This is a genomic window from Paracoccus alkanivorans (genome assembly GCF_003697785.1).
In the GTDB taxonomy this organism is placed as follows: Bacteria; Pseudomonadota; Alphaproteobacteria; order Rhodobacterales; family Rhodobacteraceae; genus Paracoccus; species Paracoccus alkanivorans.
This window is the reverse complement of the sequence record NZ_QOKZ01000001.1, coordinates 52,299-76,517: the sequence shown is the minus strand read 5'-3', so window position 1 is coordinate 76,517 and position 24,219 is coordinate 52,299. Positions and strand designations below refer to the sequence as shown.

Here is a 24,219-nt window from a genome sequence, read left to right as displayed (position 1 = left end):
GGCTTGCCGGAGGTAGCAGTTATGCAAATGCACTGGAACGAGGCGCAGACCATGATCCGCGCGAAATATGCCCGGATCGGTCAGGCGGGGCGGGACGACCCGGCACCGGCGGAGTTCGACAGGCGCCGATGGGATGACCTCGTTCGGGCCGGAATGTGGCATATGGTCGTGCCTTCGGCCTATGGCGGTCTGGGGGTCGACTGGTGGAATTTCACTGCCGCACTGGAGGGGCTGGCCTCGACCATCCGTCATCCCGGGCTGGTTCTTTCGGTGATCGGTCAGGCGGGCATGGTGCGGGCGCTCGAACTCTACGGCACCGAGGCGCAAAGGGCACGTTTCCTGCCGCGCATCCTCGCCGGGGAACTGAGTGCGACGGCAATCGCCGATCCCGGATCCGGCACCGATGTCCGCGCGACGAGTTCGATTCTAACGCCCGGCCCGAACGAGACCTTCGTGCTGAATGGCGCGAAGCATAATATCGCTCATGCACCGATTTCGACCATGGTGCTGATCGTCTGCAAGCTGGCCGGGCAGGAGCGGCAGGGGATCTCGCTGGTTTTGGTCGATACCGATCGGACGGGACTGACGGCAGGCGCGGTGGATCGCAAGCTCGGCAATGCCGACCTGCCGACGGGACGGCTGGATTTCGATGACATGCGGCTTGATTACGGGGATCTGCTGGGCGAGCCGGGCAGGGGGCTTGGGCATCTTGTCAATATCGTCTCGCTGGGGCGGCTTTATTATGGGCTGGTGGGCGGCTGGATTCTTGAGCCGGCTCTAAATGAGGCACTGGACTATGCGCAGCAGCGGCAGACCTTCGGCGTTCCGATCCTCGATCACCAATATGTCCAGAAGAAACTCACCGATATCCGCATAGGTATCGAGACCTCGCGCTGGACCGCCTATGGCGCGCTGCATCAGCTTCTGACCGGTGATCCGGCCGCTGCGATGAGCTGTTCGATCGCCAAGATCGCTGGGGCCGACACGATGATCGATGCGGCGGTCGATCTGGTTCGGTTGCATGGCAGTGACGGTTATCATGCCGGACCGGTCTCGGACCTGCTGCGCGATGCGATGGCCTTTGCCTCGGTCGGCGGTACCGACGAGATGCACCGCCGCAATATCATGGGGCAGATGACGCGCCTGCGCCGGAATGCGCAACAGGTGGAAGCGATGGGGGTGGCGGTCTGATGGAAACCGGTACGCTTTGGGTGTTCGGATATGGTTCTCTTATCTGGGCCCCGGGGTTCAGGCCTTCCCGGCAACTTCCTGCAAGGCTCGAGGGCTGGCAGCGGCGCTTCTGCATCCAGTCGCAGCATTACCGTGGCACTATCGATCAGCCCGGGCTGGTATTGGCGCTGGATGAAGCGCCGGGGCAATATTGCGAAGGGCTGGCTTTGGCCGTGCCTGCCGGTCAGGAAGAGGCGGCGCTGGCGTCGCTTCGGGCACGTGAGCTTGCCCGCCCTGCCTATCGGGAAATCCGGGTTACGCTGTCGCTGCGGCAGGGCGGGCAGGTCGATGCGGTGACTTATGTCGTGAACGGCGACCATGATTCCTATTGCCTTATGCCCGTGCAGGAACAGGCCCGGATCATCGCGCGCGCCACGGGCGAGAAGGGGGCGAACTGCGATTATCTGTGGAATACCGCCGAGCGGCTGCGCCATCTGCAGATCTCGGATCCCGAGATCGAGCATCTGTCGGATGAGGTGCGGCGGTTGCGTGGGGCGGCCTGATCAGTCGTTGGGCCAGCCCGGGTGCAGCCGCCCGTCCTTCAGATAACCGATGCGGTCGGCCACGGCCTGCGCTGCCAGCCGGTCATGGGTCATCAGGACCAGTGCCAGATCGCACTCGCGTTTCAGGCGGTTGAACAGGCCAAGCAACTGGTCGCGGTTTGCCGGATCCAGTGCCGATGTGGGTTCATCGGCAACAAGGATGTCGGAGTGCAATGCGATAGCGCGTGCGATGACCAGTCGCTGCGCCTCGCCTCCTGACAGATCCGCCGTGCGGCGGGCGCGGAATTCCGGCGTGTCCGGCAAGCCGATATCGCGCAGCAAGGGGCCGATGCGCGCAGCTTCGGGCCTGTCTCCGGCAAGGCGCAAGGCTTCGGCCAAAACCTCGCTGACCGGGAAATGCGCAGCCATCGCACGATGCGGGTGCTGCGAGATCAACGCGACTCTGGGAGGACGGGAACCGTCCTGCCAGCGAATTCTACCTTTCGGTTGCGTAATATACCCCGCGAGGATTTGCGCCAGCGTGGATTTCCCGCTGCCGCTTGGGCCTAGCACGGCAAGACATTCCCCCGCAGGGAGCTGCAGCGAAATGTTTCGAAGCAGGGGCTGTCCACCGATCATATGACAAATCCCCGATGTGACGAGCCCGCCGGTCTCGGCTTGTCGCGGCGTGGCGGATGGAAGCGAAAATGCAGGTTTTGTGGCGGGGGCCATAAATTTGTGGATGCATTGGTGCTGGGGCGCGTCCAGCACATGCGCCGGGCCGATCCCGGCCAGTTCGCCCGCACGCATGACGGCGATACGATCGGCTAGTTGCCGTACAAGCTCCAGGTCATGCGAGATCAGAAGCTGCGCCCTTTCCCCGGCCCCTTCGGCAAAGCGCTGTCGTGCCCAATCACGATTGGCGGGATCCAGCGCGGCAGAGGGTTCGTCCAGAAGCAGCAGACGCGGCGATTTCGCCAGCGCCAGTGCGGTCAGAACACGCTGGATCTCTCCGCCGCTCAGATCGCGGGGCAGACGGGGCAGCAAGCTCACGGGAATGTTGAAATTCAGGCAAACCCGATGCGGATCCTGCCCGGTTTCGTGCAGATGCTGGCCCACGGTGAGATGCGGGTTTAGCGAATCCGCAAGGGCCTGCACGATCATTCCGGCGTCATGCTTGCGAAAACTGCGCAGTCGTCGCGCCGGTGCGCGCAGGACATCGAAACCGTCCACGACGATCTGACCAGACCATCGGGCCATGCGCGGAACAATGCCCAGCATCATCCGTGCCAGACTTGTCTTGCCGCCTCCCGACGGGCCGATCAGCCCAAGCGTCTCACCACATGCGATCTCCAGCGAGATATTCCGCAGGATCGCCTGGTCGCCCTGCCACAAAGACAGGTTGCGGATGCGGATCATGCCCGTGCTCCGGCAGGGTCGTTTTCGATCAGCAGCAGAATGATCAGCAGGAACGCCGTTAGTGCGAGAGCAGGCGGCAGCAGCAACCAGAGCCACGCTGGCGTGTACAGGTGCTCCATCGCATCCTGCATCATGCCGCCCCAGGTCAGCAGGCGGGGATCGGTCAGGCCCAGAAAGGCCAGTCCTGCGGCGCGCAAGGTGACCTGACGGATATTCTGGAGATACAGCGCCGCCAGCGCCGGCCGGATCGCGGGCAATACATGCCGGCGCAGGCAATAGGTCCGGCTTGCACCCATATGCCGCGCGAAACGGACATTCTCACGTTGCAATTCGCGGCGCAGCATCGCTAGCGCGACCCGCACATCCTCATGCCAGCTTGTCAGCCCCAGAAGCAGCGCCAGCCCGGCAAGACCCGGCTGCATCAATGTTCCGATGAAAAGCAGCACCAGTATCGAAGGCATCACCTGTAACGCATCCACCAGCCGCAGGATCATGTTTCGGGTCGTGGCGCCCGCCGCGGCCGCGGCCCCCGCTACGATCAGTGCAGTTGCGGTGGCCACCGTGGCGGCGGCCAGTGCCATCAGCACGGTATTGGGCGTCGCATATAACAGCCCTGTGAGCACATCCTGCCCGATATCGTTTGTACCCAGCAGATGCTCTCGCCCCGGAGCGGTAAGCACGTCACGGCTGCTGCGATAGGCGGGCATCAGCGGTTGTGCCACGAGAAGCAGCAACAGACCGGCGGCAAGACCGAACAGCACTCGCACGGCTCACCCCCGTCCGGCCAGGGCTGTGCCCGCTGCATCGATCAACCAGTTGAGTGCCAGTAGACCCGCTGCCACGGCAATGGTGGCGCCCTGAAGCAATGTGTAATCCCGGTCCAGAATCGCGCCATAAATCAGACCGCCGATGCCCGGATAAGAAAATACGATCTCGATGATCACCACCGCACTGACCAGTCCTGAGACCGAATCGCTGAGTCGGGCGACGAAGGTGGGCAATATGTTGCGGCCGTAATATTCCGCCAGCAGGCGACAGGGCGGCAAGCCGCGCGCGACTGCGTTCAGAACAAAGGGGCGATGCGTCAATACAGCCGCTTCCCCACGGGCGAGATAGTAGAAACGGGCGAATTCATGCAATGCCAGCGCTGTGACGGGCAGGATTGCGTGAAGGGCGATCTGGCCCGTTCGGATCACCAGTTGATCGGAGGGAAGCATCGGCAATGCGCCGCTGGCGGGAAAGACGGGCCAGAGGATCGCAAGGCCCAGCATCAACAGGACCGCCGTGACGAATGGCGGAATGCTTGCCAATATGGTTACGAAGCCGGTCAGGCCGCGATCGAACCTGCCGCCCGCCGCCCGGCCTGCGCCGATTCCGGCCAGTGCCGCAAGGACAAGATAGACCGGCATTGCACCAAGGATAAGAAGCAGGGTCCAGGGCAGGCATTCGGCGAGAAGCGTGGCCACCGGCCGGGCATGTGTCGCGGAATAACCCAGATTCCCCCGAAGCAGATCACCTAGCCATGCGCCGAATTGCTCGGCCCCGCTGCCGGCGATTCCCATGCGCGCGCCCAACTCGGCCAGTTCGGATTCCGACAGGTTCTGCGTGTAATCCGAGGACAGCATGATGCCCAGCGGATCGCCGGGCAGCAGGCGGGGCAGGATAAAGACCGCCAGAACGACCAGCATTAGCACGGCAAACCGCGCAGCCAGTCCCCAAAGCAGCGCCGCGGCCCATGTCCTGCCCGATATCCGAATTGCCCCGGCCGTCATTCCGTGACGAAGGCCGATTTGTCTATGGCCGTCGGGATGCCGATCAATGCGCCATCCGGCATGAAACTCAGTTCCACCCGGTCATTATGCGCGGTCGCCATGACCGGATCCAGCAGCATCAGCGAAGGCAGTTCCTTGGCATAGAGCCGCTGAAATTCGTGCAGATGCGTCAGGCGCTCATCCGGCGTTGCGGATTGTCCCGCCTCCTGCAGGATCGTGTCCAGTCTTCCATCGCCATGATAGCGGTCGGCGTTCCACGACTGCCCCTTGACCCGGCTTGCGATATCGCTTGGATCTCCGGTTGTGCTGGTCGATGAAATCAGCAGATCGTAATCGCCTCCGGCCGGAACCGCCTGCAATGCGGCCTGTTCCATCAGCCTCAGGTCAACCGTGAAACCGAAAGCCTCAAGCTGATCGGTGACGACCTGTGCGATCCGCGCCTGTGCGCCATCGGCAAGAAGCCTCAGCGTGACCGGCACCCCGTCGCGCTGCCATTTTTCGGATGCGCCACGGGTCAGTCCCTGTTTTTCCAGCAGATCGGTGGCGTGCCCGGGATCATGGGTATAGGCTGGATCCGCCACGTTTCCCCGCCAGGGCGAACCCGACTGGAAATAGCCCGTATCCGCCAGCGCGGCTTCCCCGCCGGTCGATGTGATATCCAGTATCGCCTGCCGGTCCAGCGCATAGGCCAAGGCCCGGCGCATTTCCGCATCGCCAAACAATCCTTCGTGGTTGAAACCGATTTTGACGATATGGCCGCTGCGTGCCGCGACCACCTGCCATCCCGCCGCCTCGGCATCACCCGCCCGCTCCGGCGGGAGATAGGAAATCACGTCCACCTCGCCATTGTTCAACGCTTGAAGGGCAGCATCAGTGGACATCGTGACGATCATCAACGTGTCGAATAGGGGCTGGCCGCGATAGTAGTCGGGGTTGGCTTCCAGGGTATATCGCCCATGCGCCTTGTCATACTCGACAAGCCGATAAGGTCCGCTGCCGGTCGCGGCTGCCGGAGAAGCGAAATGCCCGGGATCCGTCTGCGAGGAATAGATATGCCGGGGCAGAATCGGCAAGGCCAGCAACAGGCCCGAGAACAGCCCGGCGTCCCGCTTTTTCAGTGTCAGCCGCAGATGGCGATCGGATATGGCCTCGGCTTGCCCGATATTCCCGAGGGACGCGAAAGGATAGGGGTTCTGCGCCATATAGGAAAAGGTGAATGCCGCGTCTTGCGCGGTGACGGGTTGGCCGTCATGCCAGCGTGCCTTGGGGTTCAGCCCAAGATCGGCGGTCAGCCCGTCTTCGGACAGGGTCCAGCTTTCCGCAAGGCCCGGAACCAGTTCGCCCTTCGCGTCCTGGGCGATCAGGCTGTCGAAGACATAGCTGGTGTAAAGATAGGCGATGCCGTTACGTGCATGGACATAGGGTGCCAGCATCCCGCGATCTCCACGGGTATCCGTGATCACCAGCGGCTTGTCGCCTTGCGGCAGCGCCGGAGAGGCAAGCACGGTTGCAAGCACCAGAAGGACGGTTCGGAGAATTTGCATGTTATCTTCTTTGCAGATTGTCGCTGCCGAACCTGGCCGGGCCCCTTATTCCGGGGGCCATTGCTTGGAGACAAGGGTAAGAAGTTCGTATTCGGCGATCAACTTGTCATCGCCATCCACAACGCGGCAGTCCCAGCGGACTTCGCCAAGATTGCCGCTGGGGCGCGGAGTGATCTGCTTGCAGGTCATCTCGACATGAATGGACGTGCCGAAATAGACCGGCATGTGAAAACGCAGCGCGTTGCAGCCCAGATTGGCCAGAACCGGGCCGGGATCGGGATCCACCAGCAAGCCGTTCGCGATGGAAACGATCAACTGCCCATGCGCCACGCGATCCTCGAAGAAAGGGTGCATTTTTGCATGTTCGGCATTCATATGGGCGTAAAAATGATCTCCCGTCAGATGGGCGAAACGCTCTACATCCTCGCAGGTGATCTTGTGCTCCGGGGTGATCAGGCGATCGCCGGGGGCCAGTTGCTCCAGCGATTTGCGGAACGGGTGCCCGTTCTGGCTGACCGAGGCTCCGCGATGCCAGATCCCGGTCAGCCGGGTGATCTGATCGGCGGATGCACTGAGCGTCGTGCGGACCATGAAACGCAGCGGGTCGCGCTCGCCCGAGCAAGTCTTGCCGTTCAGGATGATCTGTGTGCAATAAGGGGCCAATGTGTTAAGGATCGTGGAAAGGAACACCCCGTCCCGCGACGTCAAATGCAGATAAACCGGTCCCGCATGTGAAGCGGCTGCGGTGACCTCTTCGGGTTGATCATAGGGCGTCAGGCGCAGATCCAGACCATCGACCGCAGGCAGCAGTGCGCGCGGCAGATGAACATCTGGCCTAGGTCTTGATCTGTGTGCCGTCATCCGATGCACGAAGTCCCGGAATTCCGGGGAACTTGGCGTCAGATCCGGACCAAGAACGGCAAGATGGGATTCGCTGGAAACATGTTCAAGCGAGACCTTGCCCGCGAAGACAAGGGGATGGGACGACAACGAGGCCGAGCAAGGTCGGGGATCAAGCAGGCAGACCACATCTCCGGCCGTCAGATGCGGGGCGATATCGGCTGGACCGAGGGGAATGTGTTGCAATGCGCCATCCGGCAGCAGCGCCTGATCGGTGATGGCGCAAACGATGTCCGTCGCGGAGCCCTGCTGCGAACTGCAAAGCAGACAGGGCAAGCCCGACAGGATGGCGGGACCGACGGCCTCCAACACCGCTTCACCGCTTGTCCCGCAAAGGAACGCAATCCCTTTCCGAGGCACCATGATCCATTGCGTAAGCGAATCGCCATCCGCGAATGCAGCCGAACAGGGGACGAATTTTCCGTCCGGGTAGTCGCAAAAACATGATTCCGCCATGCCAGACAGGCGCTTCAGCGGTGCTTCGTAATCCGATCCCGTCAGATGTGGCAGTTTCTTGGTCAGGTTGCGGATGAGCTGCGCACGTTGATGCAATCCCATCATGCGCAGCGCCTTGGCGCCGCTCTGTCGTGCCTGCCGAAGACAGTGTTGGGTCGCTTGATCGCTCGTTGGAATTTCGAGTTCCCAGGAAGGCCGAGGTTCCATGACGTGCCATATGTTGGTTCTCGCCGCAAATCCACCATAGTCCAGCCTGCGCCGCCAATCATTTCTTCCGAATGAAGACCTCAGATTTTCTGATGGCGTTGGCAAGGCATAATCGAAGGTAATATCTGACCTCAGTATAACTGAATTGACCAAGTGATTTTATCGGACAATGTTTGCGCAGACTCGATACGCCGAACAATTCAATTTCCCTGTCTCAAATGGAGGAACAGGTGGAAAATATCACTTTGTCCCGGAAAGAAGGCCTTCATAGTCAGTTTGGAGAAACCGAGGAAATCGGAGGCGACCATTATAGATCCTTTGTCGGTCCGCCGAACTATTACGACCTTGTGGGTGTCACACAGTTCAATCTCCTGACACTTTTCGGAATGCGCGAAACCTCTAGCCTGCTTGATATCGGCTGCGGCTCTCTGCGCGGTGGACGCTTTGCCATCATGTATCTGCGTCCCGGCAGGTATTTCGGGATCGATCGTGAGGAATGGCTGATCCAGGACGGCCTGCAAAGCCATTTCGGTGAGGAGCAGGTGAAACGCCGCCAGCCGACCTTTATCATTGACGAGGATTTCACCTTTACGAAATTCGACCGGAAGTTCGATTTTCTGATGGCGAATTCCATTTTTACCCACGCGCCGCAATGGCAGGTTTCAAAATGCGTGACCGAGGCGCAAAAGGTCATGGTTCCGGAAACCGTTTTTCTCGCGACATTCTTCGAATCGCTGGATGGCACGGATTACGAAGGGGAGGAATGGCTTTATCCGGATATCGTGCGATATCGCAAGGAAACCATTTCGAATATCGTGAATGACGCCGGTCTTGATTGCCATCATTTCGAATGGCCGCACCCGTTCAATCAGAAATGGATCGCAGCGACTTTGCCCGGCGTCGGGCTCGACGTCGAAAAGGCCCTGTCCGGCCATGTTTACTCATACGAGGCCGCGCTTGAGCGCCGGCGGACCGAGACGACCTGGCCGGGTTCGGCCACCAACTGATTCCGATATCAAGGAGACTTCGATGCCGAATGCCGAAAGCAGCCGGAAACCCAGCATTCTGATCGGTGTGACCGGATCCGTGGATGCCATGCTGGTGCCCGCTTATATTCGCGCGATCCGCGCGGGGCTGGAATGTTCGATCTCGGTTATTTTGACGCCGGACGCGATGAATTTCGTCAATGTCGATAGTCTTTCCCTGATCGTCGAGCGGGTGATCTGCGGCGAAAGCCCGAAGGATTGGAGCACCGACCGGCCCGGCCTGATAGCAGCCGCGCATGATCTGATGATCGTCTTGCCCACTACAGCGAACACACTAGCTGCTGCTGCGGCTGGAACCTCCATGAACCGGCTGACGATGATGTTCCTGGTGGGCAATTTCCCGATCGTCTTCTTTCCGGTCATGGGGCCCGCAATGTGGGATCGCCCGGTCGTGCAACGCAATGTCGTTACGATCCGCGACGATGGGCATGAGGTCATCGAACCTGCATGGAAGGACCAGTACGAGCCGCATTATCAGCGCATGTACGGCCATTACACCCTGCCCGAGCCCGAAGATGTGCTTGCCGTGATCCGGCGCAAGCTTGACGCAGAAGCGGTACGGATCGAGGCTGCTCAGTGAAGGTGCGGAATTTGCAAAAACGATGTCGCACGCGACTTTTGCCGTGGCCCCGGCCATTGGCCTTGGTGCGTGGTGATACTGCGGTGGGCATTTCAGTCCGATGCCTTCGGGCAAGGTGAAACCGGCCTTGAGTTTTTGCGATTTGTGCCTGTCGCCTTCTGATATGTGCCGACATGTGTCCCCCAGCCAATGCGCAGTTGCGAGCGTTCAGCCTCGGCGGTGGTGTATGGCCGTTACCTGTTACATGAGAGAATGCTTGATGACGTATAGTAGCGAATTCCGGGGAACTGTGGTGCTTGCTGCATTGTTGGCGGGGCCGGTGATGGCGCAGGATGGTACCGTTTTCCTTCCTCCCATCACGCTTATTGCGCTCGCCGGGGATGGCACCGATTCAGAGGTGGTTACTTCGGACGATATCGAGAAGCGTCACCCCGATACTCTGAATGACCTCTTTTCGGACAGCCCCGAGGTGGCCGTCAGCGGCGCGAACCGGATGGCGGCGCAGAAAGTCTATGTCCGGGGTATAGAAGAGACGATGCTGGGAGTCACCGTCGACGGCGCCCGGCAGGGGGGGAACATGTATGCGCATTCCGGCAATTTCAGTATCGATCCCTATCTGCTGAAACGGGTAGAGGTCGATGCGGGGGCGGGTTCCGCCCTTGCCGGGCCCGGCGCGCTTGGCGGTTCCCTGCGCTATCAGACCAAGGATCCCGAGGATCTGCTGCTTCCGGGACGCAATCAGGGCGTCATGCTCAAATTCTCGGCCCAGACCAGTGGTAGCCGGATCGCGCCGGCGATGGCCTTTTACGGCGCGCCGGATGATCGTTTCGCCTATCTGGTCTATGGCACGAAATCATGGGCGCGGAATTACGAGGACGGCGATGGCAACAAGGTCGCCGACACGGATAACGAACCGATGGACGGGTTGGTCAAGCTGCGTTTCCGCCCGGCAGATGGACAGGAACTGACATTCAGCACCACCTATCGCCGGGACGAGGGACGCCGCGCATACCGGTCGAATTTCGGGATTCCGGATTATCTGCCGGCCGCCATTCCCGAGGATCAGCAACTGAGCTGGCGTTCCACTTCACTGAACTATCGCTATGATCCGGCCGGTAATCCGATGGTCGATATGACCCTTTCGGCATATGATACGCACAGCCGGTTATATCGTGACATCGAGGTGGATCAGACTGCGGACTGGTATACGCGCGGGATCGATCTGCGCAACCGCTCGGAATTCGGCCGCATCGCCGTGACCTATGGCTATGATTATACATGGACGAAATCGCGGGGACGCGATGGCGAGGGGCGCGACAACTCGGAAACGGGCGGGAACCACGGCCTTTATGCACAGGTCGACTATACGCCGACCGACCGATGGTTGCTTTCCGCGGGGCTGCGCTATGATCGCGCGGTGCTGGAAGATATGAATGGCAATGATTACAAGGGCGTGCATTTCAGTCCGAATCTGCGCCTCCGCTATGAGCCGAACGAGAACCTGACGCTGTTCGCGTCCTGGGGAGAGGCGTTTCGCGGTGTGCAGCCCTATGAGGGCTTGACCCTGATCTGGCCTTTGGGACTGGGCGACGAAACCGACACCTCACTGACCGGGGAACTGGCCCGCACCGCCGAACTGGGCTTTGACTATGATGGCGGCGGCTGGCGAATGGGTATGACAGCCTTTACATCGAAGGTCGAGGACAAGATCCGCTCCTGGCAGGGCCGGAGAAGCCCGTGGTTCCGGCAGAATGACGGCGATATCGAATCCAAGGGGGGTACCATCAATCTGGGGCGCGACTGGGGCAATTTATCCGCCGATCTTCAATATAGCCATATCGACGTCAAGTATAACGGCAAACCGGTCAGCCCGGGGGATTGGCTGAACGGAGTCACGCCCGGCGGCGATAAGGTCATTCTCGCGCTTGGCTACGACATGCCGTCGCAGCGGATTCGGATCGACTGGACCAGCACCTTCGTGCTGAAACAGACCGACCTGCCTGCGGATTTCGAGCTGGACAATCTGCCCTCCTATGACGTCCACGACCTGTCAGTCACCTGGAGGCCGAAGGAAAACCAAAGCTACAGCCTTGCCCTGACCAATATCTTCGACAAGCAATATCTGGATCATTCCACCGCTTATTACGGTGTGGATGGATGGTCCAATCTGTATGAAATGGGCCGCAGTCTTCGGGTTTCGGGAACAATTCGCTTCTGAACTGCCGGCTGGCGACATCTGTTCCCGGCCATACCAGGCCGGGAAGGACCATCAAGGACGGAGAAGACGAGATGGAACGCAAACCGGACCTTTCGGACAACGCAGGACAGAGGCAGGGCTTGACTGCGCCGGGCTGGGCGCTTGCCGCTCTGGCGATCTCGATGTTGCTGTCCTCGCTGGGGATCAGCATTCCCAATGTTGCGCTGCCGTTTCTGGCGCGGGGCTTCGATGCCGGTTTTTCGCAGGTGCAATGGGTGGTGCTGTCCTATCTTCTGGCGATCACCGTGCTGACCGTAAGTGCCGGACGGCTGGGCGATCTGGCGGGGCATCGCCGGGTTCTGACATGGGGCATCGGCGTCTTTACGCTGGCATCCGCGCTATGCGCTATTGCTCCTACGCTGCCGCTACTGATCGCCGCACGGGTCTTGCAGGGCGCAGCGGGCTCGATCCTGATGGGACTGACCGTCGCATTGGTTCGCAGCAGCGTCCCGAAAAAGCGGACGGGCAGCGCGATGGGGCTGTTGGGAACCATGTCGGCCATTGGTACGGCATTGGGTCCGTCATTGGGCGGTATCCTGATCGCGGGTTTTGGATGGCGGGCGATTTTTGCCGTGATGGTGCCGATGGGGCTTGCGGCGCTGGCGCTTGCACGACGATATCTGCCGCCGGATGTGCAGGGAGGAGGGGGCGATCATCGCGCTTTCGACAAGCCCGGAATGCTGGTTCTGGGGCTGGCCCTGGCGGCCTATGCCCTTGCGGTGACGGCTGACAGCGGCGCTTTGCACCGGCAGAACCTGATCCTGCTGATCATGTCCGCATTGGGGGTGGCCGCTTTCGTCATGATCGAGCGCCGCGCCGCTGCGCCCCTGATTCATTTGTCGGTGTTCCGCGACAAGCGCCTGAATGCCAGCCTGATAATGAGTGCGCTGGTGTCCACGATCATGATGGCGACGCTTGTGGTGGGGCCGTTCTATCTGACGCGCGCATTGGGGCATCCGCCCGCGATCGTCGGATTGATTATGTCGGTCGGCCCGGCGATCTCGGCGCTTAGCGGTGTACCTGCGGGACGTCTGGTTGATCGTCTGGGAGCCGGCACCGTGGTGATCTGGGGGCTGGCGCAGATGGCGCTTGGCGCATTCGCTCTGGCCAGCCTACCGAACCTGATCGGAACTCCGGGCTATGTGGTCGCACTTGCGATCCTGACCCCCGGCTATCAGCTGTTTCAGGCTGCGAATAATACATTTGTCATGATGGATATATCGCAGGAACGGCGGGGCGTGATTTCCGGCGTGCTCGGCCTGTCGCGCAATCTGGGGTTGATCACCGGGGCCTCGGCGATGGGCGCGGCATTCGCCATTGCGACCGGCAACGCCGATCTGTCGGCAGCCGGGGCGCAGGCGATATCCCGCGGCATGGGCGTGACCTTCGCATTGGCAGGTGGTCTTGCGATCTTGTCGCTTGTCATTGCTTTGTCATCGGGGATGCGTACTCAACAGGCAGATCACGCGATCGCGCCCCAGCGACAGGGCGGTAACTCTTGACCAGCCGAGCAACTTTGCTATGTTGTCAATGTTTCCAACCCAGCACCTGTTGCAAGGCAGACGCGGAGCCTGGCGGTTCTTTGAGGTCCCCTGCATTTTCCGAGGTTCTGGCATGGATATCAATCAATTGCGAACATTCGTCACGGTCGTCCGCGAGGGCAGTATCACCCGTGCATCCGAGATTCTTTGTCGAAGCCAGCCAGCCATCAGTGCGCATATCAAATCGATGGAGGACAGTCTCGAGGTAAAGCTTTTCGAGCGTAATTCCCGTGGCATGTCGGTGACGCGAAGCGGTTCGCGCCTGCTGGTGGTGGCCGAGAAACTTCTTGAGCAGCATCAGCGTTTTCTGGAAGAGGCAAGCCGGGTGCGCGGTTCCCTGACCGGCGAGTTGCGCATCGGCGCCGCTCGCTGTTCGTGCCGGGACACTGTGCGCAGGTTGCTGACCGAGCTTTATTCGCGGTTCCCGGAGCTCGAGGTCAAGCTTGATCGCGGCCCTTCCGCCAGTGTGCTCAGCGGTATCCGGAACGGTTATCTCGATGCGGGCTTCTATGTCGAGCCCGAAGAGGAGCAATCCGATCTGACTGCAATCGAGATCACGCGCTTCAGCGTCTATCTGGCAGGCGCGCCGCAATATGCCGAACGGCTGCGCGGCGGTGATCTGAATGTCTTGCAGGACGTGCCCTGCATCTGCCCGCCGGATCAGTCCTGCTACGGCCGGATTACCGACAGATTCTTTGCCGAGCATGATTTCCACCCGCGCCGCATCATTCATGTCGACGACGAGGCGGTCACAAGGAAACTGATTGCGGACGGGATCGGGATCGGCGTGGTCCATGCCGCAGCGCAGCCGGAGAACGGCATCAGCGTGCTGTCCGAGGTGCGCCAATCCGTCCGCATCCTGTGTGGCTATCTGGTGGAACGGGCCAATGATCCCGTCGTCGGTGTGATCCGCTCGATTCTGAATGGCGGTGACGACGCTCCGGCGCCTGTTCGTCCGAAACCGAAATTCGGCAAGCTTTCGACGCTTGTCGGCGGAGTTCGCTGATGGCGGGAATGGCGGTTTACAGTCTTTGCGCGGCGGATGGTTTGCGGCATTATTCGCCTCATGTCTGGAAGGTGATCCTTGCGTTAAAACACAAGGGGCTGGATTTCGATCTGCGCCCGGTCTCCTTCGCAGATATTCGGCAGATCGCCGGTGGAGGTTTCAGCAGTGTTCCGGTGCTGGACGATCATGGCCGGCTCGAAGGCGACAGTTTCGGCATCGCCCTGTATCTTGAGCAGGCTTACAGCGGCAATAGCCTTTTCCCTCACGATGGGCAGAATGCGTTGGCTCGCATGGTCGAGTATTTTTGCGATACGGTCCTGAACCCTTCGCTTTCGGTGATCGTCGTGCGACAGATGCATGACATGATGCCCCCTGCCGATCAGAAACATTTTCGAGCGGTGCGGCGAAAACGCTTCGATGCGGAGATCGAAGAGATCGCGGAGTGTTCTACGGGTGAAGCAAAGCGCTTCCCCAAAAAACTTGACCCGATCCGGAAGATTTTGCGAGATCAGAAATGGATGGCGGGCAATGCGCCTGCATTTGCCGACCATATCCTGTTCGGAAGCTTGCAATGGCATCGTATTTGCACGGGCGCATCCCTTCTTCCTATCGAAGATCCGGTCGAGCAATGGTTTCAGCGTTGTATCAAGTATTACGGCATTGCCTTAACGGTCGACCGGATTGACGCTTCTTGATGCACTTTATCGCCGGGAAGTTGACCGGCAAGCTCTGTACCTTTGGCAGAGACCTAATCTCATTTTGGTGTTTGATTTGATGTCTGCTTATAGCATTATTCCGTTGAAAAGCTCGCGCTTGATCGAGGGGCGTCACGCTGATTCAATTCCGGCAATGGGCGGGAGGATCGGCGATGATGGGACTGAGGCAGGAGGCGCAGCCGGCGCTGTTCTACGAGTTCTCGCTGGAAGACCTAATCCCTCAGGATCACTTTCTTCGGTCCCTTGATCGGTTTGTCGACCCGACCGACATCCGCGCTGACCTGGCGGATTTCTACAGCCACACGGGCCGCCCTTCCGTTGATCCGGAACTGCTGGTCCGGATGCTGTTGGTTGGATACTGCTTCGGCATCCGGCCCGAACTTCGCCTGTGCGAAGAGGTGCATCCGAACCTGGCGTATCGCTGGTTCTGCCGCCTCGATCTCTCGGACAGGGGCCCTGATCACTCCACCTTCTCCAGGAACCGCCACGGCCGGTTCCGCAACAGCGGGTTGCTGCGGAATTTGTTCGAGATGACGGTGGGCGCTGTATCGAGGAAGGCCTGGCCAGCAGCGAGCGCATGGCGGTTGACGCCAGCCTGATCGAGGCGGATGCGAACAAGCAGAACTCGACGCCGAAGAAAGACTGGGACGTGGCACGGCTCGACCCGACCGATGCCTCCCGAGCCGTTCGGGAATATCCCGATACCCCGAATGAGGCCGCTTTCGGCGCCGCCAGCGAGGTTGAGCCAAAGTTTATCTCGCATGCTGACCCGGCAAGCCAGTGGACCGCAGCACGCAAGGGGCCGGCATTCTTCAGCTATTCCGACAACTACCTGATCGACACGGACCACGGTGTGATCGTCGATGTCGAGACCACGCGATCGATCCGACAGGCCGAGGTCAGATCAACCAAGACTATGCTGGACCGGGTGAAGGCCAGTTTCGACCTGCATCCCGAACGGCTGATCGCGGACACCGCCTACGGCACAGGGCCGATGCTGGGCTCGCTGGTCGACCGCAAGATCGCGCCGCACATCCCGGTTTTCGACAAATCCGGCCGCAGCGACGGCACTTGGACCCGGGCCGGCTTCGAATGGGACGCGGAGAACAATCAATATATCTGCCCTGAATGTCAGACACTGAGGCAGTTTCGTCGAGATTATTCCGACCCGAACCGGGCGCCGATCGGCAGGGGCACCGCCAAATACGGAGGCATGAAGCTCACCTGCCGAGCCTGGCCTCGAAACCGCGCTGCTGCCCGAACATGGACTTCCGGTCCATCACCCGCGAGGAACATGGAGATGGCCGAGGCGGATCGACTGCAGATGGCCAATGCGCTGGCGACCACGTTTATCTTCTTTCGGATCAACATGTCGATGCCTGCGGAGCACCTCTCGAAGTTCGGCCCAGGAGGTGAGTAACAAGCCGAATACCCAGCTGAATCTAAACATAATAATGAACCAGCCCCGGCGACAGAGCTTCAGGGCTTCAACTTGAGAACGGCAACTGATCTCAACTTGCCGAAACTCGGCCCGATATCGGCCGCAGCAGTACGGCAAGAACGATGAGTGCGCCGACCGTGATCGCGCCCCAATGCGTCGAGATCAGGAAAAGCCCGCCCAATGTCAGGAGGATCTTTTCGAGCAGCACGAGATCCCGGCGGAACCAGCCGATATAGGCCGCCGACAGCGCCACTATGCCCAGCAGGCCAGACAATAGCGCGGTGATGAATTCGAGCGGGGTGAAGTCGACGAACAGCAGGCTGGGGGCATAGACGAACATGAAGGGCACCAGCGCCTTGCCCATCGACAGTCGAAACGCCGTCGTGCCGGTTGTCATCGGCTCACTTCTTGCGAGGCCGGCCGCCGCATAGGCGGCAAGCGCGACCGGAGGCGTCACATCGGCCAGCACTCCGAAGTAGAACACGAAGAAATGCGTGGCTATGAGCGGCACGTCGAATTCGGTCAGTGCCGGGGCCGCGATCGAGGCAAGGATGATATAGGTCGGTGTGGTGGGAATCCCCGCGCCCATGATGATGCAGGCAATGGCCACGAAGATCAGGCCGAAGAACAGCGCCATTCCGTTTTCGGAAAGCAGGCCGGTGAAGTCGAGTCCGATCACGAAGCCCGCGACGTCATGTGCCAGTTGCACCACCGCCGCGGAGAATTTGAAACCCAGCCCGGTCAGCGTGGTCATGCCCAGCAGGAAGCCCACGCAGGCACAGGCCGCACCGATCGCCAGCGCGAATTTCGCCCCGTCCTCGAAGCCCCGTATCAGCCGTGGCGGTGTCAGCACGGTGGAGGTGTCCATCGTCCGGTTGCCAAGCGCATGCATCAGCATTGGCACGTAAGAAAAGGCGATGGTCAGGATGATGCCCCAGAACGCGGCCAGGAAGGGTGTATACTGCATCAGCAGCATTACCACCATCACCCCGAGAGGAACGAAAAGATGCCATGATTTGGCCAGAACCGCGCCGAATTGCGGGATCTTGTCAGCGGACAGCCCTTGCAGCCCCAGCCGTTTGGCTTCGAGATGCACCATCAGCAGGACGGCGATGTAGTGGAAGGCGGCGGGAACGATGGCGATGAGGATCAACTCGTTATAGGGCACGCCCAGCATTTCCGTCATGACGAAGGCCGAGGCTCCCATGATCGGTGGCGTCACCTGCCCGCCGCAAGAGGCTGAGGCTTCCACCGCACCGGCAAAACGGCCCGAAAACCCGGATTTCTTCATCAGCGGGATGGTGAAGGCGCCGGTTGTCACGGTGTTGGCGATGGGCGAGCCCGAGATCATCCCGAAGAAGCCCGACGACACCACCGATACCTTGGCCGAACCGCCCGAGGCGCGGCCCGCGATGATCGTGGCCAGGTCGATGAACAACTGCCCCAGCCCGCTCATCTGTGCAAGAATGCCGAACAGCACGAAGTGGAACACATAGGTTGCCACCACGCCCACTGCGACGCCGTAGATTCCTTCGGTGCCGACGAAGAGATGATTAATAATGCGGGTGATGCCATAGCCGCGATGCGCCAGGATTCCCGGGAGATAAGGCCCCAGCAGTGCATAGAGCAGGCAGCCGATGCCAATATAGGCCAGCATTGGTCCCATCGTCCGGCGAGTGGCTTCGAGCGTCATGACGATCGCGACGAGGCCCATCATGTAGACCGGTTCTGGCGGGTTGCCGACATTGTCGATGAAGATATGCTTGAAGAATATCGTCAGATAGGCAGAGAATCCCGCACCGAACGCGGCAAAGACCCAGTCGCGTAATGCGACCTTGCCCGGATCGGCCTCGCGCCGATTGAGCGGCAGGGTCAGTGTGATCAGCGCCAGCATGATGCCGGAGAACACCAGCTTAAGCGGGCTCGCAGGCAATGTCTGGGTCAGGCTGTACAGCAGATAGAGATAGAATCCCGCAAAGATCAGCGACTCCACCCAGAGCCGCCCGGTCGGATGTGCCCGCTTGCGCGGAAATACCAGGAAGATGAGCCCCATCACGAAAGTCAGGTGGATGGTCCGGTGCATCACCTCGTTCAGCAGCCCGAAACCCGCCGTATAGACATGAAACAGCGACAGGGCCACCGAGGCCAGCGTGACGATCATTGCCGTGGGACCGATCAGGTTCCGGAAATTCGACTCGGAGTCGTATTCCCGGACAAGTGCCTCCACCTCGTCGGCAGTGAGTTCGCGATCGGCCTCCATTGGTGCGTCACCGCGTGTTTCGGTCGGGGATTTCTCGTTGGTCAATGCGGTCTCTCCTCGTCGCAGCGGGCAAGGGTCAGTGCCGAATAGCCCAAATCGGCCAGTGGCAGATCGGTTCCGGCAACATGAAGCGTGTTCTCGAACTGCGCCTGGATGCGCAGTGGAATGGGGCCGGTGGGGCGGGTCATCTCGATGATGAACCTGCCGTTTTCATGGCGCCAGCCGGTCGCACCGACATCATCGGCGATCGAAGGCAGACCGGCACCATGTGCCTCGAAAATTTCGGCGATCTGCTCGATTTTGCCATCCTCGACGCGATAAATGTCAGTGACCGGGGTATCCGATACCGAGTGAATGAAGCTCAGTGAAAAGATGCCGTCCGGTTTCAATGGAAGCCGCGCGACTTCGGGCCCGTTTCCACGGGTTTCGGACAGGCACAGCCATTCGCCCCCGTCCGCAAGACCCGGTTGGATTGCAAGGGGCGTACACGAGATGGCGGCCAGTGCCGCCATCCCGCGAATTCGCAGTTTCCTGCGTAGGAGCATTACTTGGTTGCGCCCTTTTCCGAGAAATATTTTTCGGCGCCCGGATGGAGGGGGATCGAGATGCTTTCCTGCGCCTTGTCGAGCGAGATCTGCTTGCCCATCGGGTGGACCTGGCCCAGCGTCTCGGTGTTTTCGTAAAGCGCCTTGGTCACCGCGTAGATCAGGTCTTCCGGCACCTCCGCATGGGTGGCCCAGATCGCACGCACAGCGAGGGTTTCGACATCTGCCTCGACCCCCTTGTAGCTGCCCGCGGGGATCATTGCATTCGCGTAATAGGGTTGGGCCTCTTGCAGCTTGGCGATGGCCGGGCCGGCCAGCGGCACGATGCGGATGTCGTGGCCGTTGGCGAGGTCGGTCACCGACGAGGTCGGCAGGCCGGCGGTGATCAGTGAGGCGTCGAGATTGCCGTCCTTGATCTTGTCCACCGACTGCGCAAACGAGGAATAATCCTCGGATACGTCCTCGCGGGTCATGCCATGGGCCTCCAGCAGATCGCCCAACAGCTGCCACTGGCCCGAGCCCGGCGAACCGGAAGAGACGGACTTGCCCTTGATATCCTCGAATGTCTCGATACCGCTGTCGGCGCGGACCACCAGCTGCACGGTTTCCGGATAAAGCGCGCCGATGGCCCGCAGGTTGTCGAGCGCGCCATCCTCGAACTGGTTCACGCCGCGATAGGCGGCATCGAGGATGTCGGCGGCGATGAAAGCGGATTCGATCTCGCTGCGGCCCAGCAACTGTGCGTTCGCGACCGAGGCGTTGCCGGTTTCCGCGGTGGCCGAGATCCGGCTGTCGGGCATTTCCGCAGTGTTTGAAATCAGCTGTGCCAGCATCCCGCCAAGCGGGTAATAGGTGCCCCCCGTGCCGCCGGTGGCGATGCCGAAAAAGACCCGGTTCTGGGCAAGGGCGGGAGCGGATGCGAGCCCGGCCAGAGTGGCCGCAGCGGTAGTGCCGAGAAACCGGCGGCGGGAAAATGTCATGGATTGTCCTCCTTGTGAAGTTTGTTTCCTATCATTCAATGCGGCCGAGCCCGTCAAGGGCCAGCAACCGATCCGCGAAAGCCGGCATGATCCTGGAATGCTCTTCATCCCGATTTTTTACCTTGCAAACCTGATTGGTCCATCCCGGGAACGCCCATCCAATCATACCACTTACCGCTTGCGAAGCTTTTCATGGACAGGGCGGCAACGGCAAGAGGTTTCCGTGCTCCCGGAGCCCGAAGGTCCATGGGATGGTCATTCGAGAAGATCGTCGAGACCCCAATGCAGGTTCTCGCGCAGGCTCGTTTCGAGCATGTGTTGCCTCAGGCGCTGAGTGTAGCCGCCGGGTGTATCCAGGGCGCGCAAGAGTTTGGCGCAGGGCGACCCCAGCAGGTTGGTGCCGACCAGCATCCGCAGGAAAGTTTCTGCCTTGTCCGGTCGGATGTATGTTGCGCCAGCCATTCCGCCGCGTCGTTCACCATCTGCACGGCAGGAGACCGCACCGCCTGAGCGCAAAGAAAGCTTCCCAGACCCGTTTCGCTATCTAGCGGGAACACCGTATCCGATGCTCTGAAGAGGTCGTCGATCAGGGCGCGGTCTCCATAGTTCAGTATTGGCGATCCTGCTGTCGCGATCGACGGAAAGGGGATCATGCGTGCGGCCATATTTGACGGAGCGACCAGCTTGGCTACCGCTTCGAAATTTAGATCTGCCATCAGGGACACCACCTGATGGCCATTCCGGAAGCGGAGCGATGGCAGGTTGTTCTTGGCGGCGTCAGCCGTCAGTCCCAGGGAAATGATCTTACAGGTATCCGTGATCTGCTGATTTTCCGCCACCGCAACATTCTTGAACTGCGAGGCCAGTCGTGCGGAGTTTTACCTGCTACGGGGCGAAACGGTGATGTCATGCCTATCGCCAACAATCCCCTCGACCAGTGCCGTGGCGATGGTTCCAAGACCGATAACCCCGATTTTCTTTACGTTCCGCATCAGTCAGACCCCTTGTGGCATTTGGCAAAGATCATGCTGTTACCATTGGCGTGGGGCGCAATAACCAGAACGCGAGGAGCGCGTTCGACCCGGCACGCAGGAACCGCCAGACCGTATCGTGGCTGACTTCCACACCACGCTCGACCAGCAGCGTCCACAGCCCTTTCACCGTCAACTCCGGGCAGCGCCGAACCTGATCCAGCACCCAGTTCCGATACGGCTCAAGTACCGGTTTGCGATGCCCGCCCATCTGGCCGGGCTCACTGAGCCGGTTCGGGGCGCGCGCTGTGTCCATTTCACCATGCTTGATGGCGTCACCGAAAACTGCGTTCCCGCCGCCCGGCAACTCTCGCCGGCCTGCATCGCAGAGACCGCACGCTTACGAAAACCATTCGAACGAGGTTTCGTCATCCTTGCCGGTCTCCTTCCCCAGTATAGATTCTGAATCACAGATACGTCCGAACGGGAACCCAAGATCGATCCAGATAGAACCGGATACGCCCTGAGCAATGCGTGGCATCAATCGCCGCAGGCACCGAACCAACCCCACTACATCAACGAAGACTCGCTTCCTCGAAATAGCGTTCGGCTCCCGGATGCATGGGAACGCCGTAATCCTTGGCTCCCAACTCGGGGGTGATTCCCGCAAAGCTCGAGTTCTGTTCCTGCAGTGCTTCGAGATTCTCCCAGAAGTTCTTCGTGAAACTGTAGATCATATCCTCATCGGCATTCGCATCGGTAAACACCACCTGCGCCAATCCAAGGGTCTGGACCGCTTTATCCTGCCCTTTATAGGTTCCGGCGGGAATTTCGAATGGCACCAACAGCCCGCCATAGGCTTGGTTCATACCGTCGGTGACGGATTGCGGGATATCGAGATACCTGATGGGGGTGGTTGCCGACAGCCTTTGCGCATTTCCAGGTCCAAGCTGGAACACATGGCTTTCACCGACAAAGATCCCGTTCTGAACCTCGTCGAATATGCCCTTGCGAAACGCCGGTTGATCATCCCCCCAAGTGAAAAGCCTGCTATCGTGGCCGACGAGATCCCGACATGGTTCATCAGTCCATGCAATTGCTTCGTATAAAGGTCGAGCGAGGCAGTCTCTGTCGATGGCCCGCTTTTGCCGTGTCCGTATAGATCGTAGGTCAGGGCACGATAGTGCGCCGATAATGCAGGCAGGAATTGCCGCCACAGCCCCCGATGAAGTCTAAGCCCGTGAACCAGAACAAGAGATGGTGCATTCTCGGAGCCATGGAGATCGTATGCGGTCTGATCCCATCGGGTATCAAGCATTTACGGCCTTATTATTGTGTGATGATATGACTGTCATACAATCTTTTGAAATGCAAGCAGGAAGACCGTTGCGATTTGGTGTCGGGCCTGACAGGCTCAGGCGTGAGCCCCGGTATATCCGGTCAGTCCTGCGGAAAATCGTGAAGGCGTATCAGCGCGGATTCAGCAGCAGCGGCAATATGTGCTTCGCTGGCGATACGCGCGATGGTTTCGACCGAGCGCCTCGATTGCGTCGACGATCTTTCCGATTCCCACTACGCCCTGACCAAGCCGCCCGGCCGTGTCATCGACTGCGTGCGCAGGAAGGCGATGCGATAGAGGACCGGCTCCAGCACGGTTCGGAGTCCCGGGCTGTCGTTTCTACAATTCGTTGACCTGCCGAGAAAACCATGAGCAGAAGCTCATAAAGATAGGCGACTTGGCGCGTTTCCCAATCGATCATGTCCGAAGGAGCCGCGAAATGCCGCGGCATCGCAGTCCGCTCGATCACATCCCGTCGATGATGGCGATATCGGCGATGCAGGCGTCTCTTCGGGCATCCCTCGCGGCGCGGTATTCGGGAGAATTGTAGCAGGCGATGGCTTGCTCCCTGCTGTCGAACTCGATCACCACGTGGCGTTCCCAATCGGTTCCCTCGAGAGTTTCGGCACGACCGCTGCGAACCAGAAACCGTGCCCCGTATTTGCCAAAAGCCTTTACCGCCAAGGCCTGGTAGCCCGTGTATTTCTCGGAATCGGTCACGGTGACATTGGCGATCCAGTAGGCTTTTGCCATCGATGTCACTCCTCCGGGTCTTCGGTTGCAAGCAGGCGTTCGGCGATCGTTGTCACGTCGTCCAGATGTCGGTTGACCGCGTTACGGGCGGCTTCCGGGTCGCCGCTGATGATGGCATTGCAAATTGCGATCATATGCGCCTGTCCCGGCTGTTCGCGGTCGGAACTCGACAGGGTCATCATCCGCAACCGCGAGATGCGCCCGTTGAGCCGCTGCACGATTTCCCAGGCAACGCTGTGCCCGGCACCCTCGAAAATGATCTGGTAAAAACTGGCGGTTGCCTTGAACAGGGCGCCGGGGGGCGTTTCACCATAGCTTTGTTTCAATTCTGCCAGTGCCGTCTGTAGCTGCCCGGCAAGCCGGGGCGTCATGTTCGACGCGCAAGTGGTGGCGGCCGCCGTTTCGAGCATGCGCCGGATATCGTAGATCTGACGTGCTTCGCTCCAGTTCATCCGGGCGATGATCGGACCCTTGTGGGGCAGGTACTCCACCAGCCCTTCCGCTTCCAGATAGCGGATCGTTTCGCGAATGACTGTCCGGCTGACGCCGAGTTGCTCGCACAGGATCCGCTCGACCAGTCGTTCACCGGGCTTGAAGTGACCGTCGATGATCGCTTCGCGCATGCGCTCCTGAACCATGTCTCGCAGGGTTGCGGGGGGCTTGTCGATCTTGCTGAGAGGGGCGTTTTCCATGCCTGCCGGATACCAGCATGGGGCGATGCAAACAAGCATTGATTGACAGGTGATATTATTGTATACCATAAGATAGTAATAT

General features: G+C 60.1%; 22 protein-coding genes and 1 pseudogene. 9 read left to right on the top strand and 14 right to left on the bottom strand.

Annotated elements, in window-relative coordinates; translation table 11 throughout:
* The first annotated feature begins 21 nt into the window (after nucleotides 1–21).
* Both C9E81_RS00350 and C9E81_RS00345 read left to right on the top strand, forming a co-directional pair.
* Nucleotides 22–1,191 carry an acyl-CoA dehydrogenase family protein gene (locus C9E81_RS00350; protein ID WP_122110343.1) on the top strand — a complete coding sequence of 390 codons (1,170 nt, stop codon included), beginning with the start codon at nucleotides 22–24 and terminating at the stop codon, nucleotides 1,189–1,191.
* Nucleotides 1,191–1,733: a gamma-glutamylcyclotransferase gene (locus C9E81_RS00345; RefSeq protein ID WP_122110342.1), complete on the top strand. Its 543-nt coding sequence runs from the start codon at nucleotides 1,191–1,193 to the stop codon at nucleotides 1,731–1,733. Before C9E81_RS00350 ends, C9E81_RS00345 begins: the two co-directional genes overlap by 1 nt.
* On the opposite strand, the gene C9E81_RS00340 is transcribed toward C9E81_RS00345, so the two are convergent.
* The 5 genes from C9E81_RS00340 to C9E81_RS00320 are packed head-to-tail and all read right to left on the bottom strand — an operon-like array spanning nucleotide 1,734 to nucleotide 7,908.
* Nucleotides 1,734–3,131 (bottom strand): ABC transporter ATP-binding protein, encoded by a 1,398-nt coding sequence (locus C9E81_RS00340; protein WP_122110341.1) that lies wholly within the window; start codon nucleotides 3,129–3,131, stop codon nucleotides 1,734–1,736.
* Entirely contained in the window at nucleotides 3,128–3,898 is a 771-nt protein-coding gene (locus C9E81_RS00335) for an ABC transporter permease subunit (protein ID WP_243698443.1), read from the bottom strand. The genes C9E81_RS00340 and C9E81_RS00335 overlap by 4 nt, the downstream gene beginning before the upstream one ends.
* Before the next feature lie 3 nt (nucleotides 3,899–3,901).
* Nucleotides 3,902–4,903: an ABC transporter permease gene (locus C9E81_RS00330; protein WP_208021063.1), complete on the bottom strand. Its 1,002-nt coding sequence runs from the start codon at nucleotides 4,901–4,903 to the stop codon at nucleotides 3,902–3,904.
* A complete protein-coding gene (locus C9E81_RS00325) occupies nucleotides 4,900–6,447 on the bottom strand; it encodes an ABC transporter substrate-binding protein (protein WP_122110340.1) in 1,548 nt (515 codons plus the stop codon). The genes C9E81_RS00330 and C9E81_RS00325 overlap by 4 nt, the downstream gene beginning before the upstream one ends.
* Nucleotides 6,448–6,492: 45 nt before the next feature.
* Nucleotides 6,493–7,908, bottom strand: a complete 1,416-nt coding sequence (locus C9E81_RS00320) for a MaoC/PaaZ C-terminal domain-containing protein (RefSeq protein ID WP_166461775.1) — start codon at nucleotides 7,906–7,908, stop codon at nucleotides 6,493–6,495.
* Nucleotides 7,909–8,396: 488 nt separating this feature from the next.
* On the opposite strand from C9E81_RS00320, the gene C9E81_RS00315 reads away from it, so the two are divergent.
* The 7 genes and pseudogenes from C9E81_RS00315 to C9E81_RS00285 form a co-directional block, all read left to right on the top strand.
* The gene (locus tag C9E81_RS00315) at nucleotides 8,397–9,017 is read left to right on the top strand and encodes a class I SAM-dependent methyltransferase (RefSeq protein WP_166461774.1); all 621 of its coding nucleotides are present in this window, start codon (nucleotides 8,397–8,399) and stop codon (nucleotides 9,015–9,017) included.
* A 22-nt stretch (nucleotides 9,018–9,039) separates the two neighbouring features.
* Nucleotides 9,040–9,636: a flavoprotein gene (locus C9E81_RS00310; protein ID WP_122110337.1), complete on the top strand. Its 597-nt coding sequence runs from the start codon at nucleotides 9,040–9,042 to the stop codon at nucleotides 9,634–9,636.
* Between the two features lie 259 nt (nucleotides 9,637–9,895).
* Nucleotides 9,896–11,854, top strand: a complete 1,959-nt coding sequence (locus C9E81_RS00305; RefSeq protein WP_166461773.1) for a TonB-dependent receptor domain-containing protein — start codon at nucleotides 9,896–9,898, stop codon at nucleotides 11,852–11,854.
* Between the two features lie 71 nt (nucleotides 11,855–11,925).
* Complete coding sequence (locus C9E81_RS00300) at nucleotides 11,926–13,395, top strand: MFS transporter (protein ID WP_122110335.1); 1,470 nt, start codon at nucleotides 11,926–11,928, stop codon at nucleotides 13,393–13,395.
* 112 nt (nucleotides 13,396–13,507) lie between these two features.
* Entirely contained in the window at nucleotides 13,508–14,440 is a 933-nt protein-coding gene (locus C9E81_RS00295) for a LysR family transcriptional regulator (RefSeq protein ID WP_122110334.1), read from the top strand.
* Nucleotides 14,440–15,135, top strand: coding sequence for a glutathione S-transferase N-terminal domain-containing protein (locus C9E81_RS00290; RefSeq protein ID WP_122110333.1), 696 nt, complete (start codon nucleotides 14,440–14,442; stop codon nucleotides 15,133–15,135). Before C9E81_RS00295 ends, C9E81_RS00290 begins: the two co-directional genes overlap by 1 nt.
* 173 nt (nucleotides 15,136–15,308) lie before the next feature.
* Nucleotides 15,309–16,464: pseudogene (locus C9E81_RS00285) on the top strand (IS1182 family transposase); the annotation flags it as partial.
* Nucleotides 16,465–16,667: 203 nt separating this feature from the next.
* Here the strand turns inward: C9E81_RS00285 and C9E81_RS00280 are convergent.
* From C9E81_RS00280 to C9E81_RS00245, 9 genes are all read right to left on the bottom strand, one after another.
* Nucleotides 16,668–18,902: a TRAP transporter permease gene (locus tag C9E81_RS00280; protein WP_243698442.1), complete on the bottom strand. Its 2,235-nt coding sequence runs from the start codon at nucleotides 18,900–18,902 to the stop codon at nucleotides 16,668–16,670.
* Complete coding sequence (locus tag C9E81_RS00275; RefSeq protein WP_122110332.1) at nucleotides 18,899–19,402, bottom strand: DUF1850 domain-containing protein; 504 nt, start codon at nucleotides 19,400–19,402, stop codon at nucleotides 18,899–18,901. Before C9E81_RS00275 ends, C9E81_RS00280 begins: the two co-directional genes overlap by 4 nt.
* Nucleotides 19,402–20,382 (bottom strand): TAXI family TRAP transporter solute-binding subunit, encoded by a 981-nt coding sequence (locus C9E81_RS00270; RefSeq protein WP_122110331.1) that lies wholly within the window; start codon nucleotides 20,380–20,382, stop codon nucleotides 19,402–19,404. The genes C9E81_RS00275 and C9E81_RS00270 overlap by 1 nt, the downstream gene beginning before the upstream one ends.
* 255 nt (nucleotides 20,383–20,637) lie before the next feature.
* Nucleotides 20,638–20,844, bottom strand: a complete 207-nt coding sequence (locus C9E81_RS23195) for a hypothetical protein (RefSeq protein ID WP_243698441.1) — start codon at nucleotides 20,842–20,844, stop codon at nucleotides 20,638–20,640.
* A gap of 561 nt (nucleotides 20,845–21,405) precedes the next feature.
* Nucleotides 21,406–21,669 (bottom strand): hypothetical protein, encoded by a 264-nt coding sequence (locus tag C9E81_RS00260; RefSeq protein WP_122110330.1) that lies wholly within the window; start codon nucleotides 21,667–21,669, stop codon nucleotides 21,406–21,408.
* A gap of 259 nt (nucleotides 21,670–21,928) precedes the next feature.
* Nucleotides 21,929–22,312: a TAXI family TRAP transporter solute-binding subunit gene (locus C9E81_RS22795; protein ID WP_166461772.1), complete on the bottom strand. Its 384-nt coding sequence runs from the start codon at nucleotides 22,310–22,312 to the stop codon at nucleotides 21,929–21,931.
* A complete protein-coding gene (locus tag C9E81_RS23610) occupies nucleotides 22,219–22,671 on the bottom strand; it encodes an alpha/beta fold hydrolase (protein ID WP_166461771.1) in 453 nt (150 codons plus the stop codon). The genes C9E81_RS22795 and C9E81_RS23610 overlap by 94 nt, the downstream gene beginning before the upstream one ends.
* Before the next feature lie 486 nt (nucleotides 22,672–23,157).
* Complete coding sequence (locus tag C9E81_RS00250; protein WP_122110328.1) at nucleotides 23,158–23,445, bottom strand: DUF1330 domain-containing protein; 288 nt, start codon at nucleotides 23,443–23,445, stop codon at nucleotides 23,158–23,160.
* 5 nt (nucleotides 23,446–23,450) lie between these two features.
* Entirely contained in the window at nucleotides 23,451–24,137 is a 687-nt protein-coding gene (locus tag C9E81_RS00245; RefSeq protein WP_122111093.1) for a GntR family transcriptional regulator, read from the bottom strand.
* Nucleotides 24,138–24,219: the final 82 nt, after the last annotated feature.